Origin of the sequence: Limimaricola pyoseonensis (assembly GCF_900102015.1) — a bacterium.
GTDB classification, from domain to species: domain Bacteria; phylum Pseudomonadota; class Alphaproteobacteria; order Rhodobacterales; family Rhodobacteraceae; genus Limimaricola; species Limimaricola pyoseonensis.
Genome location: NZ_FNAT01000001.1, coordinates 36302 through 61106, shown reverse-complemented (window position 1 = coordinate 61106; position 24805 = coordinate 36302). Strand labels below are relative to the sequence as shown.

26 protein-coding genes are annotated in these 24805 nt (G+C 69.9%); 11 read left to right on the top strand and 15 right to left on the bottom strand.

The features are described 5' to 3' along the window. Nucleotides 1-47 precede the first annotated feature (47 nt). Nucleotides 48-1505, top strand: coding sequence for an amidophosphoribosyltransferase (gene purF / locus BLT43_RS00325; RefSeq protein ID WP_090110177.1), 1458 nt, complete (start codon nt 48-50; stop codon nt 1503-1505). A 25-nt stretch (nt 1506-1530) separates the two neighbouring features. On the opposite strand, the gene BLT43_RS00320 is transcribed toward purF, so the two are convergent. Both BLT43_RS00320 and BLT43_RS00315 read right to left on the bottom strand, forming a co-directional pair. Continuing rightward, the gene (locus BLT43_RS00320) at nt 1531-2004 is read right to left on the bottom strand and encodes a VOC family protein (RefSeq protein ID WP_090109121.1); all 474 of its coding nucleotides are present in this window, start codon (nt 2002-2004) and stop codon (nt 1531-1533) included. Nucleotides 2005-2125: 121 nt separating this feature from the next. Then, nucleotides 2126-2743 (bottom strand): biotin transporter BioY, encoded by a 618-nt coding sequence (locus BLT43_RS00315; protein WP_090109119.1) that lies wholly within the window; start codon nt 2741-2743, stop codon nt 2126-2128. A 104-nt stretch (nt 2744-2847) separates the two neighbouring features. On the opposite strand from BLT43_RS00315, the gene BLT43_RS00310 reads away from it, so the two are divergent. From BLT43_RS00310 to BLT43_RS00290, 5 genes are all read left to right on the top strand, one after another. Further along, entirely contained in the window at nt 2848-3438 is a 591-nt protein-coding gene (locus BLT43_RS00310; protein WP_090109116.1) for a hypothetical protein, read from the top strand. Next, nucleotides 3435-4085, top strand: coding sequence for an SDR family NAD(P)-dependent oxidoreductase (locus tag BLT43_RS00305; protein ID WP_090109115.1), 651 nt, complete (start codon nt 3435-3437; stop codon nt 4083-4085). The genes BLT43_RS00310 and BLT43_RS00305 overlap by 4 nt, the downstream gene beginning before the upstream one ends. 91 nt (nt 4086-4176) lie before the next feature. Continuing rightward, nucleotides 4177-4977, top strand: a complete 801-nt coding sequence (surE, locus tag BLT43_RS00300) for a 5'/3'-nucleotidase SurE (protein WP_090109113.1) — start codon at nt 4177-4179, stop codon at nt 4975-4977. After that, nucleotides 4974-5615, top strand: a complete 642-nt coding sequence (locus BLT43_RS00295; RefSeq protein WP_090109111.1) for a protein-L-isoaspartate(D-aspartate) O-methyltransferase — start codon at nt 4974-4976, stop codon at nt 5613-5615. The genes surE and BLT43_RS00295 overlap by 4 nt, the downstream gene beginning before the upstream one ends. Nucleotides 5616-5673: 58 nt before the next feature. Continuing rightward, nucleotides 5674-6939, top strand: a complete 1266-nt coding sequence (locus BLT43_RS00290; protein WP_090109109.1) for a M23 family metallopeptidase — start codon at nt 5674-5676, stop codon at nt 6937-6939. Between the two features lie 85 nt (nt 6940-7024). Here the strand turns inward: BLT43_RS00290 and BLT43_RS00285 are convergent, their stop codons facing one another. The 4 genes from BLT43_RS00285 to BLT43_RS00270 are packed head-to-tail and all read right to left on the bottom strand — an operon-like array spanning nt 7025 to nt 9421. Continuing rightward, nucleotides 7025-7867, bottom strand: a complete 843-nt coding sequence (locus BLT43_RS00285) for an ATP-binding protein (RefSeq protein ID WP_090109107.1) — start codon at nt 7865-7867, stop codon at nt 7025-7027. After that, complete coding sequence (gene tatC, locus BLT43_RS00280) at nt 7864-8712, bottom strand: twin-arginine translocase subunit TatC (protein ID WP_090109105.1); 849 nt, start codon at nt 8710-8712, stop codon at nt 7864-7866. Before tatC ends, BLT43_RS00285 begins: the two co-directional genes overlap by 4 nt. Continuing rightward, a complete protein-coding gene (gene tatB, locus BLT43_RS00275; protein ID WP_090109104.1) occupies nt 8709-9182 on the bottom strand; it encodes a Sec-independent protein translocase protein TatB in 474 nt (157 codons plus the stop codon). Before tatB ends, tatC begins: the two co-directional genes overlap by 4 nt. Before the next feature lie 26 nt (nt 9183-9208). Continuing rightward, on the bottom strand, nt 9209-9421 hold the full coding sequence (locus BLT43_RS00270) for a twin-arginine translocase TatA/TatE family subunit (protein WP_090109102.1): 213 nt from the start codon (nt 9419-9421) through the stop codon (nt 9209-9211). A gap of 177 nt (nt 9422-9598) precedes the next feature. Here BLT43_RS00270 and BLT43_RS00265 point away from each other — a divergent pair, with 177 nt between their 5' ends. Then, nucleotides 9599-10282, top strand: a complete 684-nt coding sequence (locus tag BLT43_RS00265; protein ID WP_090109100.1) for a helix-turn-helix transcriptional regulator — start codon at nt 9599-9601, stop codon at nt 10280-10282. Nucleotides 10283-10298: 16 nt separating this feature from the next. Here BLT43_RS00265 and BLT43_RS00260 read toward each other — a convergent pair whose 3' ends face one another. The 3 genes from BLT43_RS00260 to BLT43_RS18815 form a co-directional block, all read right to left on the bottom strand. Beyond that, nucleotides 10299-11399, bottom strand: coding sequence for an ABC transporter ATP-binding protein (locus BLT43_RS00260; protein ID WP_242652165.1), 1101 nt, complete (start codon nt 11397-11399; stop codon nt 10299-10301). Nucleotides 11400-11460: 61 nt separating this feature from the next. Beyond that, on the bottom strand, nt 11461-12240 hold the full coding sequence (locus BLT43_RS00255; RefSeq protein WP_090109098.1) for an SDR family oxidoreductase: 780 nt from the start codon (nt 12238-12240) through the stop codon (nt 11461-11463). A gap of 122 nt (nt 12241-12362) precedes the next feature. Next, nucleotides 12363-13208, bottom strand: coding sequence for a hypothetical protein (locus BLT43_RS18815; protein ID WP_131802606.1), 846 nt, complete (start codon nt 13206-13208; stop codon nt 12363-12365). 178 nt (nt 13209-13386) lie between these two features. Here BLT43_RS18815 and BLT43_RS00245 point away from each other — a divergent pair, with 178 nt between their 5' ends. Both BLT43_RS00245 and BLT43_RS00240 read left to right on the top strand, forming a co-directional pair. Further along, nucleotides 13387-14985: a peptide chain release factor 3 gene (locus BLT43_RS00245; protein ID WP_090109096.1), complete on the top strand. Its 1599-nt coding sequence runs from the start codon at nt 13387-13389 to the stop codon at nt 14983-14985. Nucleotides 14986-15071: 86 nt separating this feature from the next. Beyond that, nucleotides 15072-15650, top strand: coding sequence for a hypothetical protein (locus BLT43_RS00240; RefSeq protein WP_090109094.1), 579 nt, complete (start codon nt 15072-15074; stop codon nt 15648-15650). Between the two features lie 49 nt (nt 15651-15699). Here the strand turns inward: BLT43_RS00240 and BLT43_RS00235 are convergent, their stop codons facing one another. After that, nucleotides 15700-16128: an OsmC family protein gene (locus tag BLT43_RS00235; RefSeq protein ID WP_090109093.1), complete on the bottom strand. Its 429-nt coding sequence runs from the start codon at nt 16126-16128 to the stop codon at nt 15700-15702. 182 nt (nt 16129-16310) lie between these two features. On the opposite strand from BLT43_RS00235, the gene BLT43_RS00230 reads away from it, so the two are divergent. Further along, complete coding sequence (locus BLT43_RS00230; protein ID WP_090109092.1) at nt 16311-17831, top strand: DEAD/DEAH box helicase; 1521 nt, start codon at nt 16311-16313, stop codon at nt 17829-17831. A gap of 10 nt (nt 17832-17841) precedes the next feature. Beyond that, on the top strand, nt 17842-18495 hold the full coding sequence (locus BLT43_RS00225; RefSeq protein WP_090109091.1) for a hypothetical protein: 654 nt from the start codon (nt 17842-17844) through the stop codon (nt 18493-18495). Nucleotides 18496-18598: 103 nt separating this feature from the next. Here BLT43_RS00225 and BLT43_RS00220 read toward each other — a convergent pair whose 3' ends face one another. From BLT43_RS00220 to BLT43_RS00200, 5 genes are read right to left on the bottom strand one after another with little or no spacing between them, the layout of a single operon-like run. Further along, nucleotides 18599-20266, bottom strand: coding sequence for a ribonuclease J (locus tag BLT43_RS00220; RefSeq protein ID WP_090109090.1), 1668 nt, complete (start codon nt 20264-20266; stop codon nt 18599-18601). Then, the gene (locus BLT43_RS00215; protein ID WP_090109089.1) at nt 20263-21036 is read right to left on the bottom strand and encodes a type III pantothenate kinase; all 774 of its coding nucleotides are present in this window, start codon (nt 21034-21036) and stop codon (nt 20263-20265) included. The genes BLT43_RS00220 and BLT43_RS00215 overlap by 4 nt, the downstream gene beginning before the upstream one ends. A gap of 9 nt (nt 21037-21045) precedes the next feature. After that, complete coding sequence (locus tag BLT43_RS00210; RefSeq protein ID WP_278245628.1) at nt 21046-21810, bottom strand: biotin--[acetyl-CoA-carboxylase] ligase; 765 nt, start codon at nt 21808-21810, stop codon at nt 21046-21048. After that, a complete protein-coding gene (gene nuoN, locus BLT43_RS00205; RefSeq protein ID WP_090109088.1) occupies nt 21800-23233 on the bottom strand; it encodes an NADH-quinone oxidoreductase subunit NuoN in 1434 nt (477 codons plus the stop codon). Before nuoN ends, BLT43_RS00210 begins: the two co-directional genes overlap by 11 nt. A gap of 12 nt (nt 23234-23245) precedes the next feature. After that, nucleotides 23246-24802 carry an NADH-quinone oxidoreductase subunit M gene (locus tag BLT43_RS00200; protein ID WP_090109087.1) on the bottom strand — a complete coding sequence of 519 codons (1557 nt, stop codon included), beginning with the start codon at nt 24800-24802 and terminating at the stop codon, nt 23246-23248. Between the last annotated feature and the right edge of the window lie 3 nt (nt 24803-24805).

Genomic DNA, 24805 nt, shown 5'->3' with positions numbered 1-24805 from the left:
ACACCGGCCCCGCAACGCACCGGATTCGGAACTGACCCATGCGCTCGATGCCTCCCGCCCATCCCTTCGACGACGACAAGCTGAAGGAGGAATGCGGCGTCTTCGGCGTGATCGGCGTCGCCGACGCCGCGAGCTTCCTCGCGCTCGGTCTGCACGCGCTGCAGCACCGCGGCCAGGAAGCCGCCGGCATGGTCACCCACGACGCCGAAGCCGGGTTCTGCTCGGCCCGCCGGATGGGCTACGTGCGCGACAACTTCACCTCGCGCGAGGTGCTCGACACGCTGCCCGGCACGCTCGGGATCGGCCATGTCCGCTACTCGACCTCCGGCCACAAGGGCCAGACGGCGATCCGCGACGTGCAGCCCTTCTTCGGCGAGTTCTCGATGGGCGGCGCGGCGGTGGCGCATAACGGCAACCTGACCAACGCGGCGACGCTGCGGCGCGAGCTGATCGAGCGCGGCTCGATCTTCCAGTCCTCCTCCGACACCGAGTGCATCATCCACCTGATGGCGCGCTCGATGGGCCGGTCGATCCCCGACCGCATGGAAGAGGCGCTGCGCAAATGCGAGGGCGCCTTCTCGATCGTCGCGATGACCCGGACCAAGCTTCTGGGCTGCCGCGACCCGATGGGGGTGCGGCCGCTGGTGCTCGGCCGGCTGGGCGACGGCTGGGTGCTGTCGTCCGAGACCTGCGCGCTCGACATCGTCGGCGCCGAGTTCGTGCGCGAGATCGAGCCGGGCGAGATGGTGGTCATCACGCCCGACGGGGTCGAGAGCAGCTTTCCGTTCAAGACCCGCGCCTCGCGCTTCTGCATCTTCGAGCATGTCTACTTCTCGCGCCCCGACAGCATCCTCGACGGCCGCTCGGTCTACGAGACGCGCCGCCAGATCGGCGTCGAGCTGGCGCGCGAGGCGCCGGTCGAGGCCGATCTCGTCTGCCCGGTGCCGGACTCGGGCACGCCGGCCGCGATCGGCTTCAGCCATGAAAGCGGCATCCCCTACGGCATGGGGATCATCCGCAACCAGTACATGGGCCGGACCTTCATCGAGCCCTCCGAGCAGATCCGCAACATGGGCGTGCGGCTCAAGCTCAACGTCAACCGCGCGCTGATCCGCGGCAAGCGGGTGATCCTCGTGGACGACTCGGTGGTGCGCGGCACCACCTCGCGCAAGATCAAGGAGATGATCCTCGATGCCGGCGCGGCCGAGGTGCATTTCCGCATCGCCAGCCCGCCGACGGCCTGGCCCTGCTTTTACGGCGTCGACACGCCCGAGCGCGAGAAGCTGCTGGCCAGCCACATGAGCGAGGAGGAGATGCGCCGCCATCTCGACGTCGACAGCCTGAAGTTCATCTCGCTCGACGGTCTCTACCGCGCCGTGGGCGTCAGCGAGGGCCGCGATCCGAAGGCGCCGCGCTACTGCGATGCCTGCTTCTCCGGCGACTACCCGGTGGCGCCGGCCGACATGATCGAGAAGGGGTTCCGCCTCAAGGACGCCGCCGCCTGAAACGGGCCGCGTTTCGGGCCGGGCCTCACGCCCGGTCCGCGAAGGCGGCCTCGAGGCGGACGATCTCGAGCTTGCCCATCTCCATCATCGCCTGCGTGACCCGGCCGACCGCCGGCCGGTCCGCGGAGGCCAGAAGCTGCGGCAGCCCCGCCGGCACCACCTGCCAGGACAGGCCGAACCTGTCCTGCAACCAGCCGCAGCGCCCCGGTATGCCGCCATCCTCCAGCAGCGCGTCCCACAACCGGTCGGTCTCGGCTTGGTTCTCGGTCAGCACCGAGATCGAGACCGCCTCGGTCAGCCGCAGATGCGGGCCGCCGTTCAGCACCATGTAGGGCACCCCGGCCAGGCGAAATTCCACCAGCCGGGCCGGCGCGTCGGCATCGGGCCGCACGACCCGCTCGATCCGGCTGTCCGGCAGCAGCGAGACATAGAATCGGGCCGCCTCCTCGCCCTGGGTGTAGAACCACAGGCAGGTGCGCAGCTTTGCGGGCGAATCCATGGCGTTGGCCTTTCGCGGCTGGGCCGGGTTCCGACGGCCATGGCCGCCACCCCGCCATCTTCGCACAAAGGCCTCCCTCGCACGATCCCGCGTCTCCGCACCGGGCGGACCGGATGAACCGTCACCGTTCCGGCAGGACGGATCGCCCCGGCCGCCGCGGCGGCCGGGCCATCCGGCGCCGCGCGACGAAGCGCCAGCCCGCCTGCACCACCAGAACGGCTAGCGCGGTCTTCACCAGCTTGCCGACGAGAAACGGGGCCGCGCCCGTCGCCACCGCCTCGGCCAAGGTCATACCGCTCGCCCAGCTCAGCCAGAGCACGCCCGGCACCATCAGGAGCAGCGAGGGAACAAGCGCCGCGACGAAGTACCGGCCGAAACTGCCGCGCCAACCGGCCCGGACCAGCATCGCCGTCAGCCAGGCCATGAACACGAAGCCGAAGAGGTAGCCGGCGGTCGGCCCCGCCAGGTGCCAGAGCCCGGCCTCGCCGCCCGCGAAGACCGGCAGCCCTGCCGCCCCGAGCGACAGGTAGATCGCCAGCGCGGCGAAGGCCGCGCCCGGCGAGAAGGTCAGCCCGACGATCGAGACCGCCAGCGTCTGCAGCGACATCGGGACGGGATACATCGGCACGTCGATCTGCGCGGCCAGCGCCACCAGCAGCGCGCCGGCCAAGGCCATGCCGGCCATCCTGATGCCGCCCCGGCCGGCCAGCGCGCGGACCAGGCTCTGATATCTGGGCATCGGCGGTCCTTTCCATGGGGTGCGCCAGTCTAGCGTCTGCCCCGGCCGGCCGGTCAACACGCGATGCCTTGCCCGCCGCCGGATAATACTTCAAATGCAAGACAATGTGCGCCGCGTCCTCCACCGATGTCCCGGACCGGGTGCTGGTGCTCTGCACCGGCCGCTGCGGCTCGACCACGCTGGCGCGGGCCTGCGGCCATCTCAGCAACTGGAGCGCGGCGCATGAAAGCCGCACCCACCTGACCGGCCCCGACCGCCTCGCCTATCCGCCGCGCCACATCGAATGCGACAACCGGCTGAGCTGGTTTCTGGGCCGCCTCGCGCGGGACTGGGGCGATCGCGCCGCATACGTGCACCTGACGCGCGACCCCGAGGCCGTGGCCCAAAGCTTCGCCCGCCGCGCCAACCAAGGCATCCTCAGGGCCTACCGGCAGGACATCCTCGCCGGCGCGGCGCGCCGCGCGCCGAACCGGCCGCTGATCGACACCTGCCGCGACTACGTCGACACCGTCACGGCCAATATCGAGGGTTTCCTCGCCACCCGCGCGCATGTCATGCAGATGCGCCTCGAGACGCTCGAGACCGATTTCGACCGCCTGATCGACTGGATCGGGGCCGAGGGCGACTTGACGGCGGCGCGCGCCGAACTCATGACGCGCCACAACGCGACATCCGAGACAGGAGCCACCCCATGACCGAGACCCCGAAACCGGTCCTGATCACCGGCGCGACGCGCGGCCTCGGCGCGGCGCTGGCCGAGGCGCTGGCGCCGGGCCGCCACATCGTCGCCGTGGGCCGCACCACCGGCGCGCTCGAGGAGCTCGACGACCGCATCCGCGCCGCCGGCGGCCAGGCGACGCTGGCACCGATGGACGTGACCGTGCCCGAGGCGATGCAGCAGCTCTGCCGCTCGATCCACGACCGCTGGGGCGGGCTCGACATGTGGGTCCACACCGCGATCCATGCCGGCCCCCTCGCCCCGACCCCGCACCTGGCCGACAAGGACCTCGACCGCTCGATCGCGGTGAACCTGCGGGCCACGGCGCGGCTCGTCTCCTACGTCGCGCCGCTGCTGGGGCTGACCGGGCGCGCGGTGTTCTTCGACGACCCGCGCGGCGGCGAGAAGTTCTTCGGCCATTACGGCACCACCAAGGCGGCGCAGATGGCGCTGGTGCGCAGCTGGCAGGCGGAAACCGCCAAGACCGGCCCCGTGGTCCGCATTCTCGAGCCGCGGCCGATGCCGACCGCGACCCGCGCCCGCTTCTACCCCGGCGAGAGCCGCGACGGTCTGGCCGACATCCATGCCGAGGCCGCGCGGCTGCTGCCGGAGATCCTCGGCTGACCCGCGCGGGCGGCGGGCTGCCGTCGCCCCGCGCGCAATGCTTGCCGCCTTTCCCGCCCTCACCTATCAAGGGCGCGGCAAAGGGGGCTTCATGCGCATTCTCATCACCAATGACGACGGCATCAACGCACCGGGCCTGCAGGTGCTCGAGGAGATCGCCGCCGAGATCGCCGGCCCCTCCGGCGAGGTCTGGGTGGTGGCGCCGGCCTTCGAGCAGTCGGGCGTGGCGCATTGCATCTCCTACACCCACCCCACCATGATCGCCGAGCTGGGCCCCCGCCGCTTCGCGGCCGAGGGCAGCCCGGCCGACTGCGTGCTGGCGGGGCTGCACGACGTGCTCTCGGACGGCGCGCCGGACCTCGTGCTGTCGGGCGTGAACCGCGGCAACAACGCCGCCGAGAACGCGATGTATTCCGGCACGATCGGCGGCGCGATGGAGGCGGCGCTGCACGGCCTGCCGGCGATCGCGCTGTCGCAGTATTACGGCACCGCCAATTTGCGCCTCGACGACCCGTTCGAGGCCGCCCGCAGGCATGGCGCGGCCACGGTGCGGCGCCTGCTCGATCGCGCGCCTTGGGACAACGAGGCCGACTACCAGCTGTTCTACAACGTGAACTTCCCGGCGCTTCCGGCCGCCGAGGTGCGGGGGCTCAAGGTCGGCCGGCAAGGGTTTCGGCGCGAAACCGCCTTCGGCGTCGAGCCGCATGTCTCGCCCTCGGGGCGGCGCTTCCTGTGGATTCGCGGCGGCCGGCAGGACATCCCCACCGGGCCCGGCACCGACGCGCAGGACAATCTCGACGGCTACATCTCGGTCGTGCCGATGCGGGCCGACCTGACCGCGCATGATGCGCTCGACCGCGCCAGAAGCGCGCTGGAGGACACCGCCGGATGAGCTTCGACGCCGACGCCAAGATGCGCTTCCTCTACGCGCTCCGCTCGCACGGGGTGACGGATGCGCGGGTGCTGGAGGCGATGGAGAAGATCGACCGGGCGCGCTTCGTGAAGGGCCTCTTCGCCGAGCGCGCCTATGCCGACATGCCGCTGCCGATCGCCTGCGGCCAGACCATCAGCCAGCCCTCGGTGGTCGGGCTGATGACGCAGGCGCTCGACGTGCAGCCGCGCGACAAGGTGCTCGAGGTGGGCTGCGGCTCGGGCTACCAGGCGGCGATCCTGAGCCAGCTGGCGCGGCGGGTCTACACGGTGGACCGCTTCCGCAGCCTCGTGACAGAGGCGCGCGGCATCTTCGCCGAGATGGACCTGCCCAACATCACCGCGATCACCGCCGACGGCTCCTTCGGGCTGCCCGAGCAGGCCCCGTTCGACCGGATCGTCGTCACGGCGGCGGCCGAGGATCCGCCCGGCCCGCTCTTGGCCCAGCTCAGGCCCGGCGGTATCATGGTGCTGCCGGTCGGCCAGTCCGACGCGGTCCAGAGCCTGATCCGGGTCACCCGCACCGAAAGCGGCTTCGACTACGAGGAGCTGCGGTCGGTGCGCTTCGTGCCGCTCGTGGAAGGGCTGGGACAGGACTGAAGGGCGCATGCCCGCAACAACCCCGGGTCACACGGGGGACGGAACCGAGGACATATCGATGCAGAACACCCCTTCCCGGACCGCGCTGCGCTGGCTTTCCTGCGGCACCGCGCTGGCGCTGCTCTCGGCCTGCGCCGAGCCCTTCGACCCCGACCTGCGCGACTACGGCAACGGCTTCGACACCTCGCAGGCGGCGCTGAACCCGGCGCCGCGGCCGCGCCCCGACGACCGCGGCGTGATCTCCTACCCGAACTACCAGGTGGCGGTGGCGCGCGACGGCGACACGTTGGCCGACGTCGCTGGCCGGGTCGGCATCGAGGCCGGCGCGCTGGCGCGCTACAACGGCGTCGCCCCCGACGCGCGGCTGCGCCGCGACGAGATCGTCGCCCTGCCGACCCGCGTGGCCGAACCCTCGCCGGCCACCGGCGCGGTCGGCACCGGCCCGATCCTGCCCGGCAGCGCCGCGACGCCCCCGGTCAGCACCGGCCGGATCGACGTGACCACGCTGGCCGGCGCCGCGATCGACCGCGCCGCCCCGCAGCAGCCGGCCGCCGCGCCGCAGAGCCCGGCCGCGAGCAGCGCCGCCGCCTCGCCCGCCCCGGCCGCCCAGCAGACGCGCCCGGCGCCGCAGACCGGGCAAGAGCCGGTGCGCCACCAGGTGACCCGCGGCGAGACCGCCTACTCGGTCGCGCGGCTCTACAACGTGCCGGTGCGCAGCCTCGCCGAATGGAACGGGCTCGGCCCCGACCTCGTGGTGCGCGAGGGCCAGTTCCTGCTGATCCCGCCGGGCGGCGCTGCGCGGCCCGCAGCCGCGCCGGTCAGCCAGCCCGGCCAGGGCAGCCCGACCCCGACGCCGCCCTCGGCCGCGACGCCGCTGCCCGAGGCCGAGCCCGCCGCCACGCCGACCGAGGCGGCGCCGGAGCCGGCCGCGCCGCCCACGCCGCAGCCCGTGGCCGAGGCCGCCAAGCCGAAGGACGCGCCGATGGCGATGCCCGCCCAGGGCAGCATCATCCGCGCCTATGCCAAGGGCCGCAACGACGGCATCGACATCGGCGCGCCGGCCGGAAGCCCGGTCAAGGCCGCGGCCGCAGGCACGGTGGCGGCGATCACCACCAACACCGAAGGTATCCAGATCGTGGTGATCCGGCATCCCGACGGGCTGCTGACGGTCTACACCCATGTGGTCGACCTGACGGTCGAGCGCGGCGCCTCCGTCGCCAAGGGGCAGACCATCGGCAAGGTGAAGCCGGGCGAGCCCAGCATCCTGCATTTCGAGGTCCGCAAGGGCATGGACAGCCAGGACCCGACCAACTACCTGCCCTGATCCGTGCCGCCCGCCCGAACGAGAAAGGCCGCCCCCGTGGGGCGGCCTTTGTTGCATCGGCTTGCCGGAAACGGCAGGCAAAAGCTCAGCCCAGCCGCACCCCTTCGCGGCCGGCGAGATCGGTGAAGAACTGCCACGCCACCCGGCCCGAGCGGCCGCCCCGCGTCGCCTGCCATTCGATCGCCTCGGCCTTGAGCCGTTCCTCGGGGACCGCGAGGCCGAAGGCGTCGCAATAGCCGCGGATCATCGACAGGAACTCGTCCTGCGCGCAGGGATGGAAGCCCAGCCACAGCCCGAAGCGGTCCGAGAGCGAGACCTTTTCCTCGACCGCCTCGGACGGGCTGATCGCGGTGGAGCGCTCGTTCTCGATCATGTCGCGCGGCATCAGGTGGCGGCGGTTCGAGGTGGCGTAGAGCACCACGTTGTCGGGCCGGCCCTCGATGCCACCGTCGAGCACCGCCTTGAGCGATTTGTAATGCGCGTCGTCATGGCCGAAGGACAGGTCGTCGCAGAACAGCACGAACCGCTGCGGCGCATCGCGCAGGACCGAGAGGCAGCGGTCGATCGTGGGCAGGTCCTCGCGCTGGACCTCGACGATCTTGAGCTGCGGGTGATCGGCCTCGAGCGCGCCGTGAACCGCCTTGACGAGGCTCGACTTGCCCATGCCGCGCGCGCCCCACAAAAGCGCGTTGTTCGCGGGCAGCCCGGCGGCGAAGCGGCGAGTGTTCTCCAGAAGCGTGTCGCGCGCCCGGTCGATCCCCACCAGCAGGTCGAGATCGATCCGCGCGACCTTCGGCACCGGGATCAGCCGGTCCGGGTCGGGCTGCCACATATAGGCCGGGGCGCGGTCGAGATCCGGCGCCTCGCGCGGCGGCGGGCTGATCCGCTCCAGCGCCGCGGCGATCCGCTCGAGCGGGTCAGAGGTCATTTCGGCTCGTCCTCCTCGTCCTCGACCCACAGCCCCTCGGCCCGGAGCCGGGCCTCGCGCTGGCGCTCGACGCGGGCGACCAGCAGGATCGAGACCTCGTAGAGACCATAGACCACGGTGAACAGGATCACCTGGCTGATGACGTCGGGGGGCGTCGCCAGAGCGGCCAGCAGCAGGATCGCCACCACCGCGTATTTGCGGACCGCGCCGAGGCCCGCGGAGGAGACCAGACCCGCCTTGCCCATCAGCGTGAGCAGCACCGGCAGCTGGAAGCACAGCCCGAAGGCCACGACGAACTTGATGGTCAGCGACAGGTAGGCCTGCGCCGAGCCCTGGAAGGCGATGCCGGCCACGGCTGTCTCGGATTCGGGCCCGTCGACAAGGCTTCCGGGCTGCTGGAAGCCCAAGAAGAAGTCGAAGGCCAGCGGCGTCACCACGTAGTAGGCGAAGGCCGCGCCGAGGAAGAACATGAAGGGCGAGGCCACGAGGAAGGGAAGGAAGGCGCCCTTCTCGGACCGGTAGAGGCCGGGCGCCACGAAGCGCCACATCTGGTAGGAGATGACCGGGAAGGCCAGCACCAGCCCGCCCAGCATGGAGATCGAGACCGCGACGAAGAAGCCTTCCTGCAAGGCGATCAGGATCAGGCCGCAATCGTCCTGGCCGCGCTGCTCCATCGCGGCGCAGAGCGGGCGGGTGAGGAAGTCGAAGATCGGGTTCCACACCGCGAAGCTCACCGCCATGCCGGCCACGAAGGCCAGAAGCGAGCGGATCAGCCGGGTGCGAAGCTCGGCCAGATGCTCGATCAGCGGCGCGGAGCTGTCCTCGATCTCGTCAACGGGGCTCATGATCTGTCGTCATCCTTGCGGGCGGGGGCGTCCTCGGCCGTCTCGAGCGCCTCGGCCGGCGCGCTGATCGGCTCGGGCTCGAGGTCGGCCATCTCCTCGGGGGTCGGCGCCTCGGCTTCGCGGGCGCGGCGCTCGGCGGCGGCCTTGGCCGTCGCGGCCTCGACCTTGCGCTTGGCCTCGGCGCGCTCCTCGGAGAGCCCGCCGGCATCGTCTGCCGCGAGGCTCTTCTTCAGCTTGTCGGTGCCGAACTCCTTCGGGTCGGCGGCGGCGCGGATCGTCTTCTGGATGTCGCGCACGCCGCTTTCATCGGCGGCATCCTCCATGGCGCGCGAGAACTCCCGCGCCATGGCCTTCGCCTTGCCGGTAAAGCGCCCGACCGTGCGGAACATGCCCGGCAGGTCCTTGGGGCCGACCACGATCAGCGCCACGATCCCGATCAGAAGCAGCTCGGTCCAGCCAAGATCGAACATGTCGGTCTATCCTGCTGCGGCGGCCCTCAGACCCGGTCCTTGTCCTTGACGGTGCCCGCCTCGTCGACGGTCTGCGACTGGTCGTCAAGCTCGCGCTTGCCGTCGTCGACGCCGCGCTTGAAGGCGGTGATTCCCTTGCCGACCTCGCCCATCAGCGACGAGATCTTGCCGCGGCCGAACAGCACCAGCACCACGACGGCGATCAGAAGAAGGCCCGGAAGGCCAATGTTGTTGAGCATGGCGTCTCTCCAAACTGCGGCCCTTCCGGGCCGGTGACGTCTCGCGTCCTCCAGATACGCGCAGCGCGGCGCTCTTGAAAGGGCCCGGGGACGGGCGAGCGGGCCGGCGGCACACTTTTATTGACACCAGACTGTCAGTTGCCAGAATTCTGTCAGTAGCAGCCGCCAGAGGCCCGCATGACCCGCTCCGACCGTCTCGTCGAAATGATCCGCATCCTGCGCGACGGCCGGCTGCACCGGGCCGAGGATCTCGCCCGCAGGCTCGGCACCTCGCTGCGCACGATCTACCGGGACATGGATGCGCTGATTGCCGCGGGCGTCCCGATCGAGGGCCGGCGCGGGCTGGGATATCGCGCCGCGGCCGCCATCACCCTGCCGCCGATGAACCTCAGCGGCACCGAGCTCGAGGCGCTGCATCTCGGGCTGGCGGCGGTGGCGCGCTCGGGCGACCCCGAACAGCAGGAGGCGGCGCGGTCGCTGCTGTCGCGGATCGACGCGGCGCTGCCGGAGGACCGGCTCGACGCGGCGCCGGGCTGGCTCGGGCGCGGCCCGAGGATCGGCGACGCGGTGGCGGGGTTCCGGCACGTGGCCAGCCTGCGCGCCGCGATCCGGGCCCGGCAGAAGATCCGCGTCGCGGTAACGGCGCAGGCCGGCCCGCAGGCGGTGCCGGAAGTGGATGTGCTCAGGCCGCTGCGTCTGGACTACTGGGGCCGGGTCTGGACCCTGACGGGCTGGAGCGAGACGCGCCGCGACTTCGCCGACATCCGGGTCGACCGGATCGCGACGCTGAGCGTGCTGCCGCAGCTCTTCGTCGACGAGCCGGGCCGGACTCTGGGCGATCTGGAGGCCCGGCGCGACTGACGCCGGCCCGCCCCTATCAGCGTCCGCGCCTGGGAAAGACGAAGCAGCGGTCGCGCCGCATCATCAGCCACAGGCGGGTGCCGGGCTTGGGCAGGAAGACCGACGGCACCTGCGCGCGCAGGATCTCGCCGTCATGGTCCATCCGGAACTCGACGAGGCTCGAGGCGCCGAGAAAGCGTGCGCGCTCCACCGTCCCGGCGGCCGGCGTGCCCTCGGCCTTGGTCGGGTTCGGCCCCCGGCCGCCGCGGTCGAAGTCGATCCGCAGATGCTGCGGCCGGATCACGATCTCGACCTCGGTGCCGTCGGGCAGGCCCGGCGTCAGGAAGTCGCCGAAGGGGGTGTCGCAGAGCGCGCCCTCGACCACGCCCTCGATCACGTTGATGTCGCTGAAGAAGGCCGCCGCCTCGCGGTCGCGCGGGGCGTTGTAGATGTTGTAGGGCGCGCCGTGCTGCACCACGCGGCCGTCGCGCATCAGCGCGATCTCGTCGGCCATGCGCATCGCCTCGGCCGGCTCGTGGGTGACCAGCAGCACCGCCGTGCCCTCGGCCTTGAGCACCGCCAGCGTCTCGTCGCGGATGTCGTCGCGCAACCGGTCGTCGAGGCCGGAGAAGGGCTCGTCCATCAGCATGATGCGCGGGCTCGGCGCGAGCGCGCGGGCCAGCGCCACGCGCTGCTGCTCGCCGCCCGACAGCTCGTGCGGGAAGCGGTCGATGTGACGGCGCATGCCCACCTTGTCGAGCAGCGTCTCGACCCGGGCACGGATTTCGGCCCTCGGCCCCTTGAGGCCGAAGCCGACATTGCGCGCCACGTCGAGATGCGGGAACAGCGCGAAGTCCTGGAACATCAGGCCGATGCCGCGCTCCTCGGGCGGCACGTGCAGCGCGCCCTCGGAGATCGGCTTGCCGTCGACCAGCACCGCGCCCTCGTCCTGCCGGTCGACCCCGGCCACGACCCGGAGCGTGGTCGACTTGCCGCAGCCCGAGGGGCCGAGCAGGCAGGTCACCTGCCCCGGCATGATCTTGAGCGACACGTCGTCGACCACCCGCCGGCCGCCGAAGCTGCGGCAGAGGTTGCGGATCTCCAGCCGTGCGGCCGGTGGCGGGGCGGACTCGAACAAGGGCTATATCCCGATCAAATGCGTCGGGTTGCCCTAGCAATCCCGCCCCGCGCCCGCAAGTTCAGAGCGTCTGGTTGCCGACGCCGCCGTCGAGCAGGACGTTCTGGCCGACCATGAAGCCCGCATGCTGCGAGCACATGAAGGCGCAGGTGGCGCCGAACTCGGCGGCGGTGCCGTAGCGCCGCGCCGGGATGCTCGCCTCGCGCTGCGCGCGTGCCGACTCGACGCTGATGCCTTCCTTCTTCGACACGCCGCCATCGAGCGAGGCCGCGCGGTCGGTGTCGTGGATGCCCGGCAGCAGGTTGTTGATCGTCACGCCGTGCGGGGCGACCTGGCGAGAGGTGCCGGCGACATAGCCGGTGAGACCGGCGCGGGCCGAGTTCGACAGGCCGAGCTGCGGGATCGGCGACTTGACCGATTGCGAGGTGATGTTGACCACCCGGCCCCAGCCGCGCTCGATCATGCCCGGCATCAGCGCCTTCATCAGCGCGATCGGCGCCAGCATGTTGGCGTCGAGCGCCTTGATGAAGTCGTCGCGGTTCCAGTCGGTCCACAGCCCCGGCGGCGGGCCGCCGGCATTGGTGACGAGGATGTCGACGCCCTGCGCCGCATCGATCAGCTGCTGCTGGCCCGCCTCGGTGGTGACGTCGCAGGCCACCGTGACGACCTTCACGCCGTGGCGGTCGCGGATCTCCTGCGCCGCCGCCTCCAGCGCCTCGGCGCCGCGCGCGTTCATGACGAGATCGACGCCCGCCTCGGCCAGCGCCTCGGCGCAGCCGCGCCCCAGCCCCTTCGACGACGCGCAGACCAGCGCGCGCTTGCCCTTGATGCCCAGATCCATGTGGCTCCTCCTTGGTTCGGACAAAGGGCTAGCACCCCGGCCGGGGGGCGGCAATCGCCGCCCCGGCCGCGGCGGGCGGCCCGACCCGCCGGGACCGACCCGGGGCCTATGCCGCCCCTGCCCTACAGCGCGCCGACATCGGCATCGACGCTCACGCCGTCGCGCGAGACGCCGACATCCGCGTCGACGTCGAGCAGGCCGCCGGAGCCGCCGCCGCTGCCGGAACCGCCGCTGCCGGAGCCGCCGGAGGAGCCGGAACCGCCCACGCCCGCGTCGACATCCGCATCGACGAGGCTGCCGCCGGAGCCACTCGATCCGCCCGAGCCGCCAGAGCCGCCCGACCCACCTGAGCCACCGACCGACACGTCCGCGTCGGCATCGACGAGGCCGCCGGACCCGTTCGACCCGCCGCCGACGGAGACGCCGGCATCCGTGTCGACCAGCCCGCCGGAATTGCCACCCGTCGAGCCGCCGCCCGACCCACCGCCGGAGCCGCCACCCGAGCCGCCACCGCTCGACCCGCTCCCGCCGGAACCGCCGGAGCCGGAAGTTGCGCCGCCCCCGCTCGATCCGCCTCCGCCCGAGCCGGACGAGGTGCCGCCACCGGAGGCGCCGCCGCCCGCCGTGCCGCCGCCGGTTCCGGAACCGCCGCCCGTGCCCGAAGTCCCGCCGGACCCACCTCCGCCGGTGCCACCTGAGCCGCCGGCGCCACCGGTTCCGCCGGCGCTGCCGCCGTCGTCACTGCTCGATCCGGAGGCGCTCGCCGCGACGCTGCCCGTTTCGTCCTCTCCCATCGCCCCGCCATCGTCGCGGAACGCCATGCCGTTCGAAGGCTCGCAGCCGGCCAGGATCGTCCCGGCCAGCAGCAACCCGAGTGCGGTACCGCAAGTCGTCTTCGTCATGTCGAACTCCTTCGCTTGCAGCGGTCGCGCCCGTGCAGGGACGACCTGCTTGACGAGCAGCGTCATGGCCAATTGCGGCAGACTCGCGGTTTAAGTTTGATAAGTTATTGTTTTTGCTATATTAATAACCCAGACGTGATGGAACAACGTCATTACTCGCGCGTTAATAATCTCGCGCGATGTCCCGGCGCCTGCGGATCCGTCCCGATTGCCCTCGTTCCTGTGAATGCGTATGACCGCGCGCATGAGCAACCGCCCTTCCCTCCCGCCCGAGATCGCCCGCCGCCGGACCTTCGCGATCATCTCGCATCCGGACGCCGGCAAGACCACGCTGACCGAGAAGTTCCTGCTGTTCGGCGGCGCGATCCAGATGGCCGGACAGGTCCGCGCCAAGGGCGAGGCGCGGCGCACCCGCTCGGACTTCATGCAGATGGAGAAGGATCGCGGGATCTCGGTCTCGGCCTCGGCGATGTCCTTCGACTTCGACCGCTTCCGCTTCAACCTCGTCGACACGCCCGGCCACTCGGACTTCTCCGAGGACACCTACCGCACGCTCACCGCGGTGGATGCCGCGATCATGGTGATCGACGGCGCCAAGGGCGTGGAGAGCCAGACCCGCAAGCTGTTCGAGGTCTGCCGGCTGCGCGACCTGCCGATCCTGACCTTCTGCAACAAGATGGACCGCGAGAGCCGCGACACCTTCGAGATCATCGACGAGATCCAGGAGAACCTCGCCATCGACGTGACGCCGGCCTCGTGGCCGATCGGCGTCGGGCGCGAGTTCCTCGGCTGCTACGACCTTCTGAACGACCGGCTCGAGCTGATGGACCGGGCCGACCGCAACCGCGTGGCCGAAAGCGTCAGCATCTCGGGTCTCGATGACCCGAAGATCGCCGAGCACGTCCCGGCGCATCTGCTCGAGCAGCTGCGCGAGGAGGTGGAGATGGCGCGCGAGCTTCTGCCCGCGCTCGACCCCCAGGCGGTGCTCGAAGGGCACATGACGCCGATCTGGTTCGGCTCGGCGATCAACAGCTTCGGCGTACGCGAGCTGATGGCCGGGATCGGCGCCTACGCGCCCGAGCCGCAGCCGCAGCGCGCCGAGCCGCGCCAGATCGCCCCCGATGAAAACAAGGTGGCGGGCTTCGTCTTCAAGGTGCAGGCCAACATGGACCCCAAGCACCGCGACCGCGTCGCCTTCGTGCGCCTCGCCTCGGGGCATTTCGAACGCGGGCAGAAGCTTCTGCACGTGCGCTCGAAGAAGCAGATGGCGATCTCGAACCCGGTGCTGTTCCTCGCCTCCGACCGCGAGCTGGCCGACGAGGCCTGGGCCGGCGACATCATCGGCATCCCGAACCACGGCCAGCTGCGCATCGGCGACACGCTGACCGAGGGCGAGGCGCTGAAGGTCTCGGGCATTCCCTCCTTCGCGCCCGAGCTTCTGCAGACCTGCCGCGCGGGCGACCCGATGAAGGCCAAGCACCTCGACAAGGCGCTGTCGCAGTTCGCCGAGGAAGGGGCCGCCAAGGTATTCAAGCCGACCTTCGGTTCGGGCTTCATCGTCGGCGTGGTGGGTGCGCTGCAGTTCGAGGTTCTGGCCAGCCGGATCGAGATGGAATACGGCCTGCCGGTCCGCTTCGAACCCTCGCAGTTCACCTCGGCGCGCTGGATGGCCGGCGACAAGGCGGCGGTCGAGAGCTTCGCCGCCAAGAACAAGCAGCACATCGCCACCGACAATGACGGCGACCTCGTCTACCTGACGCGGATGCAGTGGGACATCGACCGGGTCGAGCGCGACCACCCGGAGATCCGGCTGACTGCAACCAAGGAGATGATGGCCGGCTAAAAATGCATCCCATGGGTTGAACTTTTCTCACGCATCCGTGAGCGTGCCTCGGCGTCAATACTCGGCGCGGAGAAAAGGACGACTGAATGTTCAAACCTATTCATTTCACAGCCCTCATTGCCCTTGGTGGACTCGCGGCCTGCAGCTCCTCTGGCGGCGGCGTCAGCTATGACGAGCTGGTCGAGGACGGCGAGGCGCTGGCGGCATTCTACGAGGATGCCGAGATCTTTCCGGCAGGCGACCTGCCGACCAGTGGCCGGGCCACCTACAACGGCTACATGGGCTTTGAAGTCGAAGGCGACGAGGGCGGGCTCGACGTCGGCGGCAAGATGGAGATGACCGCCGATTTCGATCCGGCCTCGGCCGATCCGATCACCGGCCGTGTCTACGACCTGGCCAGCGAGGAAGGCAGCATCGGCGGCTCGCTGCGCATCGACAATTCCACCCTCGATCGCAACGCCGATCCCGATGAGGAATGGCAGTTCGACGCGGACCTCACCGGTACGCTGAGCGAGGATGGCGACGATTTCGAAGTCAACGCCTACATCATGGGCGACTTCGTTGGCAGCGAGCGTGAAGGCGCGCGCGGCGTGGTCTTTGGCGAGATCTCCGACGAGGACGGCGCGTCGATGGACATGGAAGGCGGCTTCGTCGTCGAACGCTGACGCGGTCAGGGCGGCCTCTCGCTCGGGCCGCCCACACCATTGGCCGAGATCAGCCGACGAGCTTCGCATCCATCGTCACTTCGGCATTGAGCAGCTTCGACACCGGGCATCCGGTCTTGGTCGCCTCCGCGGCCTTTTCGAACTGCGCCTGGGAGGCGCCGGGCACCTTGGCGGTGACGTCGAGATGCACCTTCGTGATCGCGAAGCCGTTCTCCTGTTCCTCGAGCGAGACGGTGGATTTCACCTGGATGTCGTCAGGCGTGAGGTCGTCCTCGCCGAGATTGAGGCTCAGCGCCATGGCGTAGCAGCTGGCATGGGCCGCGCCGATCAGCTCCTCGGGGTTGGTGCCGGGCTTGCCCTCGAACCTGTTGCTGAAGCCGTAGGGCTGGTCGTCGAGCACGCCCGTCTCGGTGGAGACATGGCCCTGCCCCGTCTTCAGCCCGCCGGTCCACTTCGCCGTCCCGAACTTGTTGATCATGCTGTGCCTCTTTCTCTGCGTGTCGTGATCAAACGCGAGGGCATCCGCCGCGTTCCGGACGATTTCTTGACCTCGGAGGCAATTCGGCCTATGGGCCACCCAAGTCGAACGCCCCGGCAATCCGGCCGGGCGGGCCGCGCCTGCTTCAGCGGCCATCGGTGCCGCAGCAGCGAAAGGCTCACATGACCCAATTCAACGACCTCAACCTCGACCCCAAGGTGCTCAAGGCGATCGCCGAGGCGGGCTACGAGACCCCGACCCCGATCCAGGCCGGCGCGATCCCGCCCGCGCTCGAGGGCCGCGACGTGCTGGGCATCGCCCAGACCGGCACCGGCAAGACGGCGAGCTTCACGCTGCCGATGATCACGCTTCTGGGCCGCGGCCGCGCCCGCGCCCGGATGCCGCGCAGCCTCGTGCTCTGCCCGACGCGCGAGCTCGCTGCGCAGGTGGCCGAGAACTTCGACACCTATGCCAAGCACACCAAGCTCACCAAGGCGCTGCTGATCGGCGGCGTGAGCTTCAAGGAGCAGGACGCGCTGATCGACAAGGGCGTCGACGTGCTGATCGCCACGCCGGGCCGGCTGCTCGACCATTTCGAGCGCGGCAAGCTGCTGCTGACCGGCGTGCAGATCATGGTGGTCGACGAGGCCGACCGGATGCTCGACATGGGCTTCATCCCCGACATCGAGCGGATCTTCGGGCTCACGCCCTTCACCCGGCAGACGCTGTTCTTCTCGGCCACCATGGCGCCCGAGATCGAGCGGATCACCAATACCTTCCTGTCGAACCCCGAGAAGATCGAGGTGGCCCGCGCCGCCACCACGGGCGAGAACATCAAGCAGGGCGTGGTCAAGTTCGCCCCCTCGCGCAAGGACCGCGAAAGCGCCGAGAAGCGCGCGCTGCTGCGCCGGCTGATCGACGCCGAAGGCGAGGCATGCACCAACGCGATCATCTTCTGCAACCGCAAGATGGACGTGGACATCGTCGCCAAGAGCCTGAAGAAATACGGCTACAACGCCGAGCCGATCCATGGCGACCTCGACCAGAGCCAGCGGACCCGCACGCTCGAAGGGTTCCGCAGCGGCGACGTGACGATCCTGGTGGCCTCCGACGTGGCGGCGCGCGGTCTCGACGTGCCCTCCGTGAGCCATGTCTTCAACTTCGACGTGCCCAGCCACGCCGAGGATTACGTGCACCGGATCGGCCGGACCGGCCGCGCCGGCCGCAAGGGCACAGCCGTCATGATCTGCAGCCCGCGCGACGAGAAGAACCTCGAGGATGTCGAGCGGCTGGTGCAGTCGCAGATCCCGCGCCTCGACAACCCGCTGGGCACCACCGCGGCGGACGAGACGCCGGACGAGGCCGAGGAGCGCCCGCGCCGCGGTCGCAGCCGCCGGGTCGAGCGCAACGCGCCGAAGGCCGCGGAGCGCGACGCCAAGGCCAAGCCGGAGCAGTCCAAGCCGGAGCAGTCCAAGGCCGAGCAGCCCAAGGCCGAACAGCCCAAGGCCGAGACCGTGACCGAGGTGCAGCAGCCGCGCCCCGCACCGGCACCCGAGGCCAAGGCAGAGCAGCCCCGCGCCCAGCAGCGCGGCCGTTCGGGCCGCGACCGCCGCCGCGACGACGCCGACGAGCAGGTGGTCGGCATGGGCGAGGACGTCCCGGCCTTCATCCTCAAGAGCTTCAAGGAGCGCCGCGCCGGCTGACCCCGCCACCATGCGAACGCTCCTGCTCCCCGCCGCGATCCTCGCGCTGCTGCCGGCCCTGCCGGCGGCGGCCGAGGAGCGGCATTGCACCGCCACCGTCAACGGCCAGGAAACCGTCGTCACCTATGACGACGAGATCGCCTTCGACACCGAGATCGGCACCCGAGAGCGCATCGCCCGCTGGCCGGGCGCGGTGTGGAACCGCGCCTGGGGCCAGGCGCCGGATTGCGACAGCCGGGTGCTCTTCACCTATCTCGCGGTCGAACTGCCGCCCGAGGAGACCGAGGGCTACTGCCTCGCGCCCGACCCGGAAGACGCGGGCTGGCTGCTGGTTCCGGGCGAACGCGGCCGGACCGCGCAGTGCCGCGTCACGGCCTGCGACCGGGTCAATTCGGCGACCGACACGGCGATCGACACCGGCGCGGCGCTGGCCGGGCTGATGCTGACGCCGCCGCCGACGCCCGCGCAGGCGGCCGAGGACCCGGCGCGGCTGCTGCACAGCTCCGGCGCGCTGATCCTGAAGGGCACGGCCGAGTGGCTCGCCACCAGCATCGGCACCGCCGCCCCCGGCGTCACCGCGGCCCTGACCGGGCCGGTGGCGATCGGCGCCGCCGCCGCCTCGGTCGTGGTGATCGGCGGCGCGGTCTATGTCTGCAGCGGCTGACGCGGCCGCACCGGCCCGGCGCATCCGATCTGAGTGAGACATGAAAAAGGGGGGCGCGATGCCCCCTTCTTCTTGTGGCGCGGCCTCCGCGAGAGGCGCGGTGTCAGCTCAGCCGGCTGACCACCACGTTCACCTCGGGCTTCTTGCCGGTTTCGGCCTGCGCGGTCGAGCGGGTGATCCGGCGCAGCTCCTTGTCGAGACGGTCCTCGTTGCGCAGCATCTTCGCCCCGGCCCGGTTCACGAACTGCGCGAGATCCTCTTCCAGCACCTCGACCAGCGGCTTCTTGGAGCGGCCGGTCTCGGGCAGGCCCATCACCTCGCACCACGGCTCGCCCAGCGGCTCGTCGTTCTCGTCGACGATCATCGTCACGGTGACGTGGCCATTGAGCGCCATGCGGATGCGGTCGCGCACGATGCCGTCCATCGCCCCCACCATGACCGAGCCGTCGAGATAGCTGCGGCCGGTGTCGATGTACTCGGCCACCTTCGGCGCGTTCCCGGACAGGTCGAGCATCATGCCGTTCACCGCGACGATGCCCGAAAGGCCGCGCTCGGCGCCGAGCTTCACGTGTTCGCGCAGGTGACGGTGCTCGCCATGCATCGGGATCAGGAACTGCGGCTTGACGATGTCGTGCAGCAGCTGCAGGTCCGGCCGGTTGGCGTGGCCCGACACGTGGTAGAGGCCGTGCGTGTCCTCGATCACGTCCACGCCCTTCTCGGAGAGCAGGTTCATGATCTTGATCACGCCGCGCTCGTTGCCGGGGATGGTGCGCGAGGAGAACAGGAAGCTGTCGCCCTCCTGCAGCTTCAGCCCCAGATAGGAGCCCTGCGCCAGCTGCGCGCTGGCCGCGCGGCGCTCGCCCTGGCTGCCGGTGACGAGAAGCAGCAGGTTCTCGCGCGGGATCGAGGCAGCCTCTTCCGGGCCGACGGTCTTGGGGAAGCCGTGCAGCAGCCCGCACTCGGTCGCGGTCTCGACCATGCGGCGCATGGCGCGGCCCAGAAGGCAGACGGTGCGCCCGGCGCGGTCGGCGGCGACCGCGATGGTCTTCAGCCGCGCCACGTTCGAGGCGAAGGTGGTGGCGACGACCATGCCCGGCTGCGCCGCGATCAGCTTCTCGATCTCGGGGGCGAGCGTCGCCTCCGAGCGGCCCGGCAGCGGCGAGAAGACGTTGGTCGAGTCGCAGACCAGCGCCTTGACGCCGTCCTGCGCGACCTCGGCCCAGAGGTCGGGGTTGAAGGGCTCGCCCACCACCGGGGTGTGGTCGATCTTGAAGTCGCCCGAATGCAGCACACGGCCTTCGGGGCTGTCGATCACGAGGCCCGAGCTTTCGGGGATCGAGTGGCTGATCGGCACGAAGCCCACCTTGAACGGCCCGGCCTCGACGGTGGCGGGCCAGGGCTCGACCACGTTGAGGATGCTGTCGGGCGCGCCGTGCTCGTCGAGCTTGTGGCGCGCGATGGCCGCGGTGAACTTGCGGGCATGGATCTGCGCGCCGAGACGCTGCCAGAAATGCCCGACCGCGCCGACGTGATCTTCATGCGCATGGGTGATGAAGATCGCCTCGATGCGATCCTTGCGCTCGGCCAGCCAGGTGATGTCGGGCAGGATCAGGTCGACGCCGGGCGTCGTGTCCATGTCGGGGAAGGTCACGCCGAGATCGACGACGATCAGCCGTTCCTGACCCGGTTTGCCGTAGCCGTAGACATAGGCGTTCATGCCGATCTCGCCGGCGCCGCCGAGAGGAAGGTAGATCAGTCTTTCGCCGCTCATGCGGTCTCCTTGTTGTATCTGTGGATGACGGTCAGCCCGTGCATCGTCAAATCGTCCTCGATATCGTCGAACAGCATGTCGCCCTGCGCGAACAGGGGTGCAAGCCCCCCGGTTCCAATGATCCGCATCGGCCGGTCGCGCTCGGCCCGGATGCGGTCGCAGATGCCGCGCACGAGGCCGACATAGCCCCAGAAGATGCCCGACTGCATGCAGGCCACGGTGTTGGTGCCGATCACCTTCTCGGGCTTGCTGACATCGACATGCGGCAGCGCCGCGGCCGCCTGGTGCAGCGCCTCGAGGCTCAGGTTCACCCCCGGCGAGATCACGCCGCCGACATAGGCGCCGTCGGTGTCGACCACGTCGAAGGTGGTGGCGGTGCCGAAATCCACCACGACGATGTCGCCGCCATGCCGGTCCCAGGCCCCGACGGTGTTGACCAGCCGGTCGGGCCCGACCTGCGTGCCGGCATCGACGCGCGGCGCCACCGGCAGCCGGCAGTCGGGCTTGCCGACCACGACGGGCCGGCAGTTGAAGTAGCGGTCCGCGAGGACACGCAGGTTGAACACCACGCGCGGCACGGTCGAGGAGATGATCATCTCGTCGATCTCGGCCTCGATGCCGCGCATCTTCATCAGGGTGGACAGCCAGACGAAGTACTGGTCGGCCGTGCGCTGCCACTCGGTCGAGGTGCGCCACGTGGCGAGGAACTTGGTCCCGTCCCAGATCGAGAAGACGGTGTTGGTGTTGCCGCAATCGATGGCGAGAAGCATCCGGCCCCCCTAGAAGAACACGTCGGCCGCGCTGATGACGCGGCGGCCCTGCGGGGTCGAGAGGACGAGATTGCCGTCCTCGTCCACGGTCTCGAAGACGCCCGTGACCTCGTCGCGCCCGGTGCGGGCGGTGATCACCTCGCCCAGCCGCGCCGCGTGGCGCAGCCAGTCCTCGCGCATCCGGCGGAAGCCGAAGGCGTCGAGCTTGCCCTCCTCGGTGGCGTAGGCATCCGCGAGCACCGTCAGGAACTCTTCGGGGTCGACCTGCGGGCCGCCCTCGTCGGCCACCGCCACCGGTGGGAAGGCGGCGTCGCGCAAGCCCTCGGGCTTCGTCGCGAGGTTGACGCCGATACCGATGGCGAGCCAGTCGACATAAGGCCCCTGCCCGGCGCTCTCGAGCAGGATGCCCGCGACCTTGCCGCCGTCGAGCAGCACGTCGTTGGGCCATTTGAGCGAGAGGCGGGTGCGGTCGACATAGATCGACAGCGCCTCGAACAGGGCGACGGCGGCGGCGAAGCTGCGCTTGGCGGCCTCGTGCGGCGTGGCCTCGGGGCGGAATACCAGCGTGGCGGCGAGGTTGCCCTCGGGGCTGGTCCAGTCGCGCCCCCTGCGGCCGCGGCCATGCGCCTGCCGATGCGCCATGATCCAGGTGGGGCCATCAAGGCCGGAGGCCGCGCGTCGCGCGGCCTCCGCCATGGTGCTGTCGACGGTGTCGAGCACGACCCGCTCGTAGCCCTCGGGCCAGAGCCCGGCGGGGCTGCCGTCAGTCGACAAGGGTCGCCGCCGCGGCCGCGGCCAGCGGCTCGATGCCGAACAGGTTGACCACGCCGAACACCATCACCGCGGCCGAGGCCATCAGCACGCCCCACAGGAGCGGCGAGGTGCCGGTGTCGAGCGATTCCTTCTCCTCGCCAAAATACATGAAGTAGACGATGCGGAGATAGTAGTAGGCGCCGATCACCGAGGCGATCACCCCGAGGATGGCAAGCCAGGTCAGCCCGCCCTCATAGGCCGCGCGCAGCACGTAGAGCTTGCCGAAGAAGCCCACCATCGGCGGCACGCCGGCCAAGCTGAACAGCAGCACCAGCATCGCGAGCGCGCGCATCGGCGCGTAGCGCGAGTACATGTTCAGCGCACGGATGTCGGTGACCGGGCGGCCGTCGCGCTCCATCGACAGGATGAAGGCGAAGGTGCCGATGTTCATGGTGACGTAGATCGCCATGTAGATCAGCATCGCCTGCACGCCGAAGGCGGTGCCCGAGGCGAGGCCCATCAGCGCGAAGCCCATATGGGCGATCGAGGAATAGGCCATCAGGCGCTTGATGTCGGTCTGGCCGATGGCGGCGACGCCGCCCCAGAACACCGAGACCACCGACAGGAAGGCCACGATCTGCTGCCAGTCGCCGACCACGCCGCCGAAGCCGTCGAAGACGACGCGGGCGAAGAGCGCGATCGCCGCCACCTTGGGCGCGGTCGCCATGAAGGCGGTGACCGGGGTCGGCGCGCCTTCGTAAACGTCGGGCGTCCACATGTGGAACGGCGCGGCCGAGACCTTGAAGGCGAAGCCGGCGAGCAGGAAGACGAGACCGAAGATCACGCCGAGCGGCGTCTCGCCGGCCGTGGCCAGCAGGATGCCGTCGAAGGCGGTGGTGCCGGCGAAGCCGTAGACCAGCGAAGCGCCGTAAAGCATCAGGCCCGAGCTGAGCGCGCCCAGCACGAAGTACTTCAGGCCGGCCTCGGTCGACTTGACGCTGTCGCGGCGCAGCGCGGCGATGACGTACATGGCGAGCGACTGCAGCTCGATGCCCATGTAGAGCACCATCAGGTCGCGGGCCGAGACCATCACCATCATGCCGACCACGGCCAGAGCCACCAGCACCGGGTACTCGAAGCGCAGCAGGTTGCGGCGGGCGAGGTATTCCTGGCTCATCACCAGCACCACGGCGGCCGAGATCAGGATGGTCACCTTGGCGAAGCGGCCGAAGCCGTCATCGACGAAGCTGTCGCCGAAGGCCGGGTCGACCCCCTCGCGGGTGGCGATGAGGAAGGCCACGAGGCCGAACATCGCGGCGGTCGCCCAGATCAGGAGGCCGGCCGACTTGTCCTTGGTGGTGTAGACCCCGGCCATCAGTGCGGCCATGGCGTAGACCGACAGGATCACCTCCGGCAGGACGGTCTGGAGATCGAGAGAGAACATGTGTCCTGGTCCTTAGTGCTGTGCGGTCTCGGCGACGTCGAGGGTCGCCTCGGCGGCGTGGGCGGCGGTCGCGACCTCGACCTGATCGACGAGCTGCGCGACGCTCGGCCCGATCACGTCGGTCACGAGGCTCGGATAGACGCCGAGCAGGATCGTCATCACCACCAGCGGCGCGAAGATCCACTTCTCGCGGGCGGTCATGTCGGTGATCGACTTCAGGCTTTCCTTGATCAGGTCGCCCATCACCACCCGGCGGTAGAGCCACAGCGCGTAGCCGGCCGAGAGGATCACGCCCGAGGTGGCCACGAAGGCGACCCAGGTGTTGGCCTGGAACATGCCGACCAGCGTCAGGAACTCGCCGACGAAGCCCGAGGTGCCCGGCAGGCCGACATTGGCCATGGTGAACAGCATGAACACCGCCGCGTAGGCCGGCATCCGGTTCACGAGGCCGCCATAGGCGTCGATCTCGCGGGTGTGCATGCGGTCGTAGATCACGCCGACGCAGAGGAAGAGCGCGCCAGACACGAAGCCGTGGCTGATCATCTGGAAGATCGCGCCGTCGAGGCCCTGCTGGTTCAGCGCAAAGATGCCGGCGGTGACGAAGCCCATGTGGGCGACCGAGGAATAGGCGATCAGCTTCTTGATGTCCTGCTGCACCAGCGCGACGAGCGAGGTGTAGACGATGGCGATCGCCGACATCCACAGCACCAGCGGCGCCCACATCTCGGAGGCCACCGGGAACATCGGCAGCGAGAAGCGCAGGAAGCCGTAGCCGCCCATCTTCAGCAGGATCGCGGCCAGCACCACGGAGCCCGCGGTCGGCGCCTGCACGTGGGCGTCGGGCAGCCAGGTGTGCACCGGCCACATCGGCATCTTCACCGCGAAGGAGGCGAAGAAGGCGAACCACATCAGCGTCTGCACGCCGCCCAGGATCTGCACCCCGAGGATCGGGAAGGTCTCGGCCGAGAAGTTGAAGCTCATCAGCTGCTCGATGTCGGTCGTGCCCGCCTGCGCGAACATCACCACCATCGCCACCAGCATCAGCACCGAGCCGAGGAAGGTGTAGAGGAAGAACTTGAAGCTGGCGTAGATCCGGTCCTTGCCGCCCCAGATGCCGATGATCAGGAACATCGGGATCAGGCCGGCCTCGAAGAACAGGTAGAACAGCACAAGGTCGAGCGCCACGAACACGCCGATCATCAGCGTCTCGAGCACGAGGAAGGCGACCATGTACTCCTTCACGCGGTGGGTCACGTCCCAGCAGGCGGCGATGACCAGCGGCATCAGGAAGGTGGTCAGCAGCACGAAGAGCAGCGAGATGCCGTCGACGCCGAGCTTGTAGCGCATGCCGAGGAGCCACTGCCGGTCCTCGACGAACTGGAAGCCCGTGTCGGAGGGGTCGAAGCCCGCGAGGATGAACAGCGACACTACGAAGGTGAAGACCGTGGTGGCCAGCGCCACCCACTTGGCGTTGCGCTGCGCCGCCGGATCGTCACCGCGCAGGAACAGCGCGAGGATGCCGGCGCCGAGCAGCGGGATGAAGGTGGTCAGAGAGAGAAGGTTGCCCATCGT

What these genes read in the sequence shown, in the direction of transcription:
- purF (WP_090110177.1), top strand. Translation starts at nt 48, where the DNA reads ATGCCTCCCGCCCATCCCTTCGACGACGACAAGCTGAAGGAGGAATGC.
- BLT43_RS00320 (WP_090109121.1), bottom strand. Translation starts at nt 2,004, where the DNA reads ATGGATTCGCCCGCAAAGCTGCGCACCTGCCTGTGGTTCTACACCCAG.
- BLT43_RS00315 (WP_090109119.1), bottom strand. Translation starts at nt 2,743, where the DNA reads ATGCCCAGATATCAGAGCCTGGTCCGCGCGCTGGCCGGCCGGGGCGGC.
- BLT43_RS00310 (WP_090109116.1), top strand. Translation starts at nt 2,848, where the DNA reads ATGTGCGCCGCGTCCTCCACCGATGTCCCGGACCGGGTGCTGGTGCTC.
- BLT43_RS00305 (WP_090109115.1), top strand. Translation starts at nt 3,435, where the DNA reads ATGACCGAGACCCCGAAACCGGTCCTGATCACCGGCGCGACGCGCGGC.
- surE (WP_090109113.1), top strand. Translation starts at nt 4,177, where the DNA reads ATGCGCATTCTCATCACCAATGACGACGGCATCAACGCACCGGGCCTG.
- BLT43_RS00295 (WP_090109111.1), top strand. Translation starts at nt 4,974, where the DNA reads ATGAGCTTCGACGCCGACGCCAAGATGCGCTTCCTCTACGCGCTCCGC.
- BLT43_RS00290 (WP_090109109.1), top strand. Translation starts at nt 5,674, where the DNA reads ATGCAGAACACCCCTTCCCGGACCGCGCTGCGCTGGCTTTCCTGCGGC.
- BLT43_RS00285 (WP_090109107.1), bottom strand. Translation starts at nt 7,867, where the DNA reads ATGACCTCTGACCCGCTCGAGCGGATCGCCGCGGCGCTGGAGCGGATC.
- tatC (WP_090109105.1), bottom strand. Translation starts at nt 8,712, where the DNA reads ATGAGCCCCGTTGACGAGATCGAGGACAGCTCCGCGCCGCTGATCGAG.
- tatB (WP_090109104.1), bottom strand. Translation starts at nt 9,182, where the DNA reads ATGTTCGATCTTGGCTGGACCGAGCTGCTTCTGATCGGGATCGTGGCG.
- BLT43_RS00270 (WP_090109102.1), bottom strand. Translation starts at nt 9,421, where the DNA reads ATGCTCAACAACATTGGCCTTCCGGGCCTTCTTCTGATCGCCGTCGTG.
- BLT43_RS00265 (WP_090109100.1), top strand. Translation starts at nt 9,599, where the DNA reads ATGACCCGCTCCGACCGTCTCGTCGAAATGATCCGCATCCTGCGCGAC.
- BLT43_RS00255 (WP_090109098.1), bottom strand. Translation starts at nt 12,240, where the DNA reads ATGGATCTGGGCATCAAGGGCAAGCGCGCGCTGGTCTGCGCGTCGTCG.
- BLT43_RS18815 (WP_131802606.1), bottom strand. Translation starts at nt 13,208, where the DNA reads ATGACGCTGCTCGTCAAGCAGGTCGTCCCTGCACGGGCGCGACCGCTG.
- BLT43_RS00245 (WP_090109096.1), top strand. Translation starts at nt 13,387, where the DNA reads ATGAGCAACCGCCCTTCCCTCCCGCCCGAGATCGCCCGCCGCCGGACC.
- BLT43_RS00240 (WP_090109094.1), top strand. Translation starts at nt 15,072, where the DNA reads ATGTTCAAACCTATTCATTTCACAGCCCTCATTGCCCTTGGTGGACTC.
- BLT43_RS00235 (WP_090109093.1), bottom strand. Translation starts at nt 16,128, where the DNA reads ATGATCAACAAGTTCGGGACGGCGAAGTGGACCGGCGGGCTGAAGACG.
- BLT43_RS00230 (WP_090109092.1), top strand. Translation starts at nt 16,311, where the DNA reads ATGACCCAATTCAACGACCTCAACCTCGACCCCAAGGTGCTCAAGGCG.
- BLT43_RS00225 (WP_090109091.1), top strand. Translation starts at nt 17,842, where the DNA reads ATGCGAACGCTCCTGCTCCCCGCCGCGATCCTCGCGCTGCTGCCGGCC.
- BLT43_RS00220 (WP_090109090.1), bottom strand. Translation starts at nt 20,266, where the DNA reads ATGAGCGGCGAAAGACTGATCTACCTTCCTCTCGGCGGCGCCGGCGAG.
- BLT43_RS00215 (WP_090109089.1), bottom strand. Translation starts at nt 21,036, where the DNA reads ATGCTTCTCGCCATCGATTGCGGCAACACCAACACCGTCTTCTCGATC.
- nuoN (WP_090109088.1), bottom strand. Translation starts at nt 23,233, where the DNA reads ATGTTCTCTCTCGATCTCCAGACCGTCCTGCCGGAGGTGATCCTGTCG.
- BLT43_RS00200 (WP_090109087.1), bottom strand. Translation starts at nt 24,802, where the DNA reads ATGGGCAACCTTCTCTCTCTGACCACCTTCATCCCGCTGCTCGGCGCC.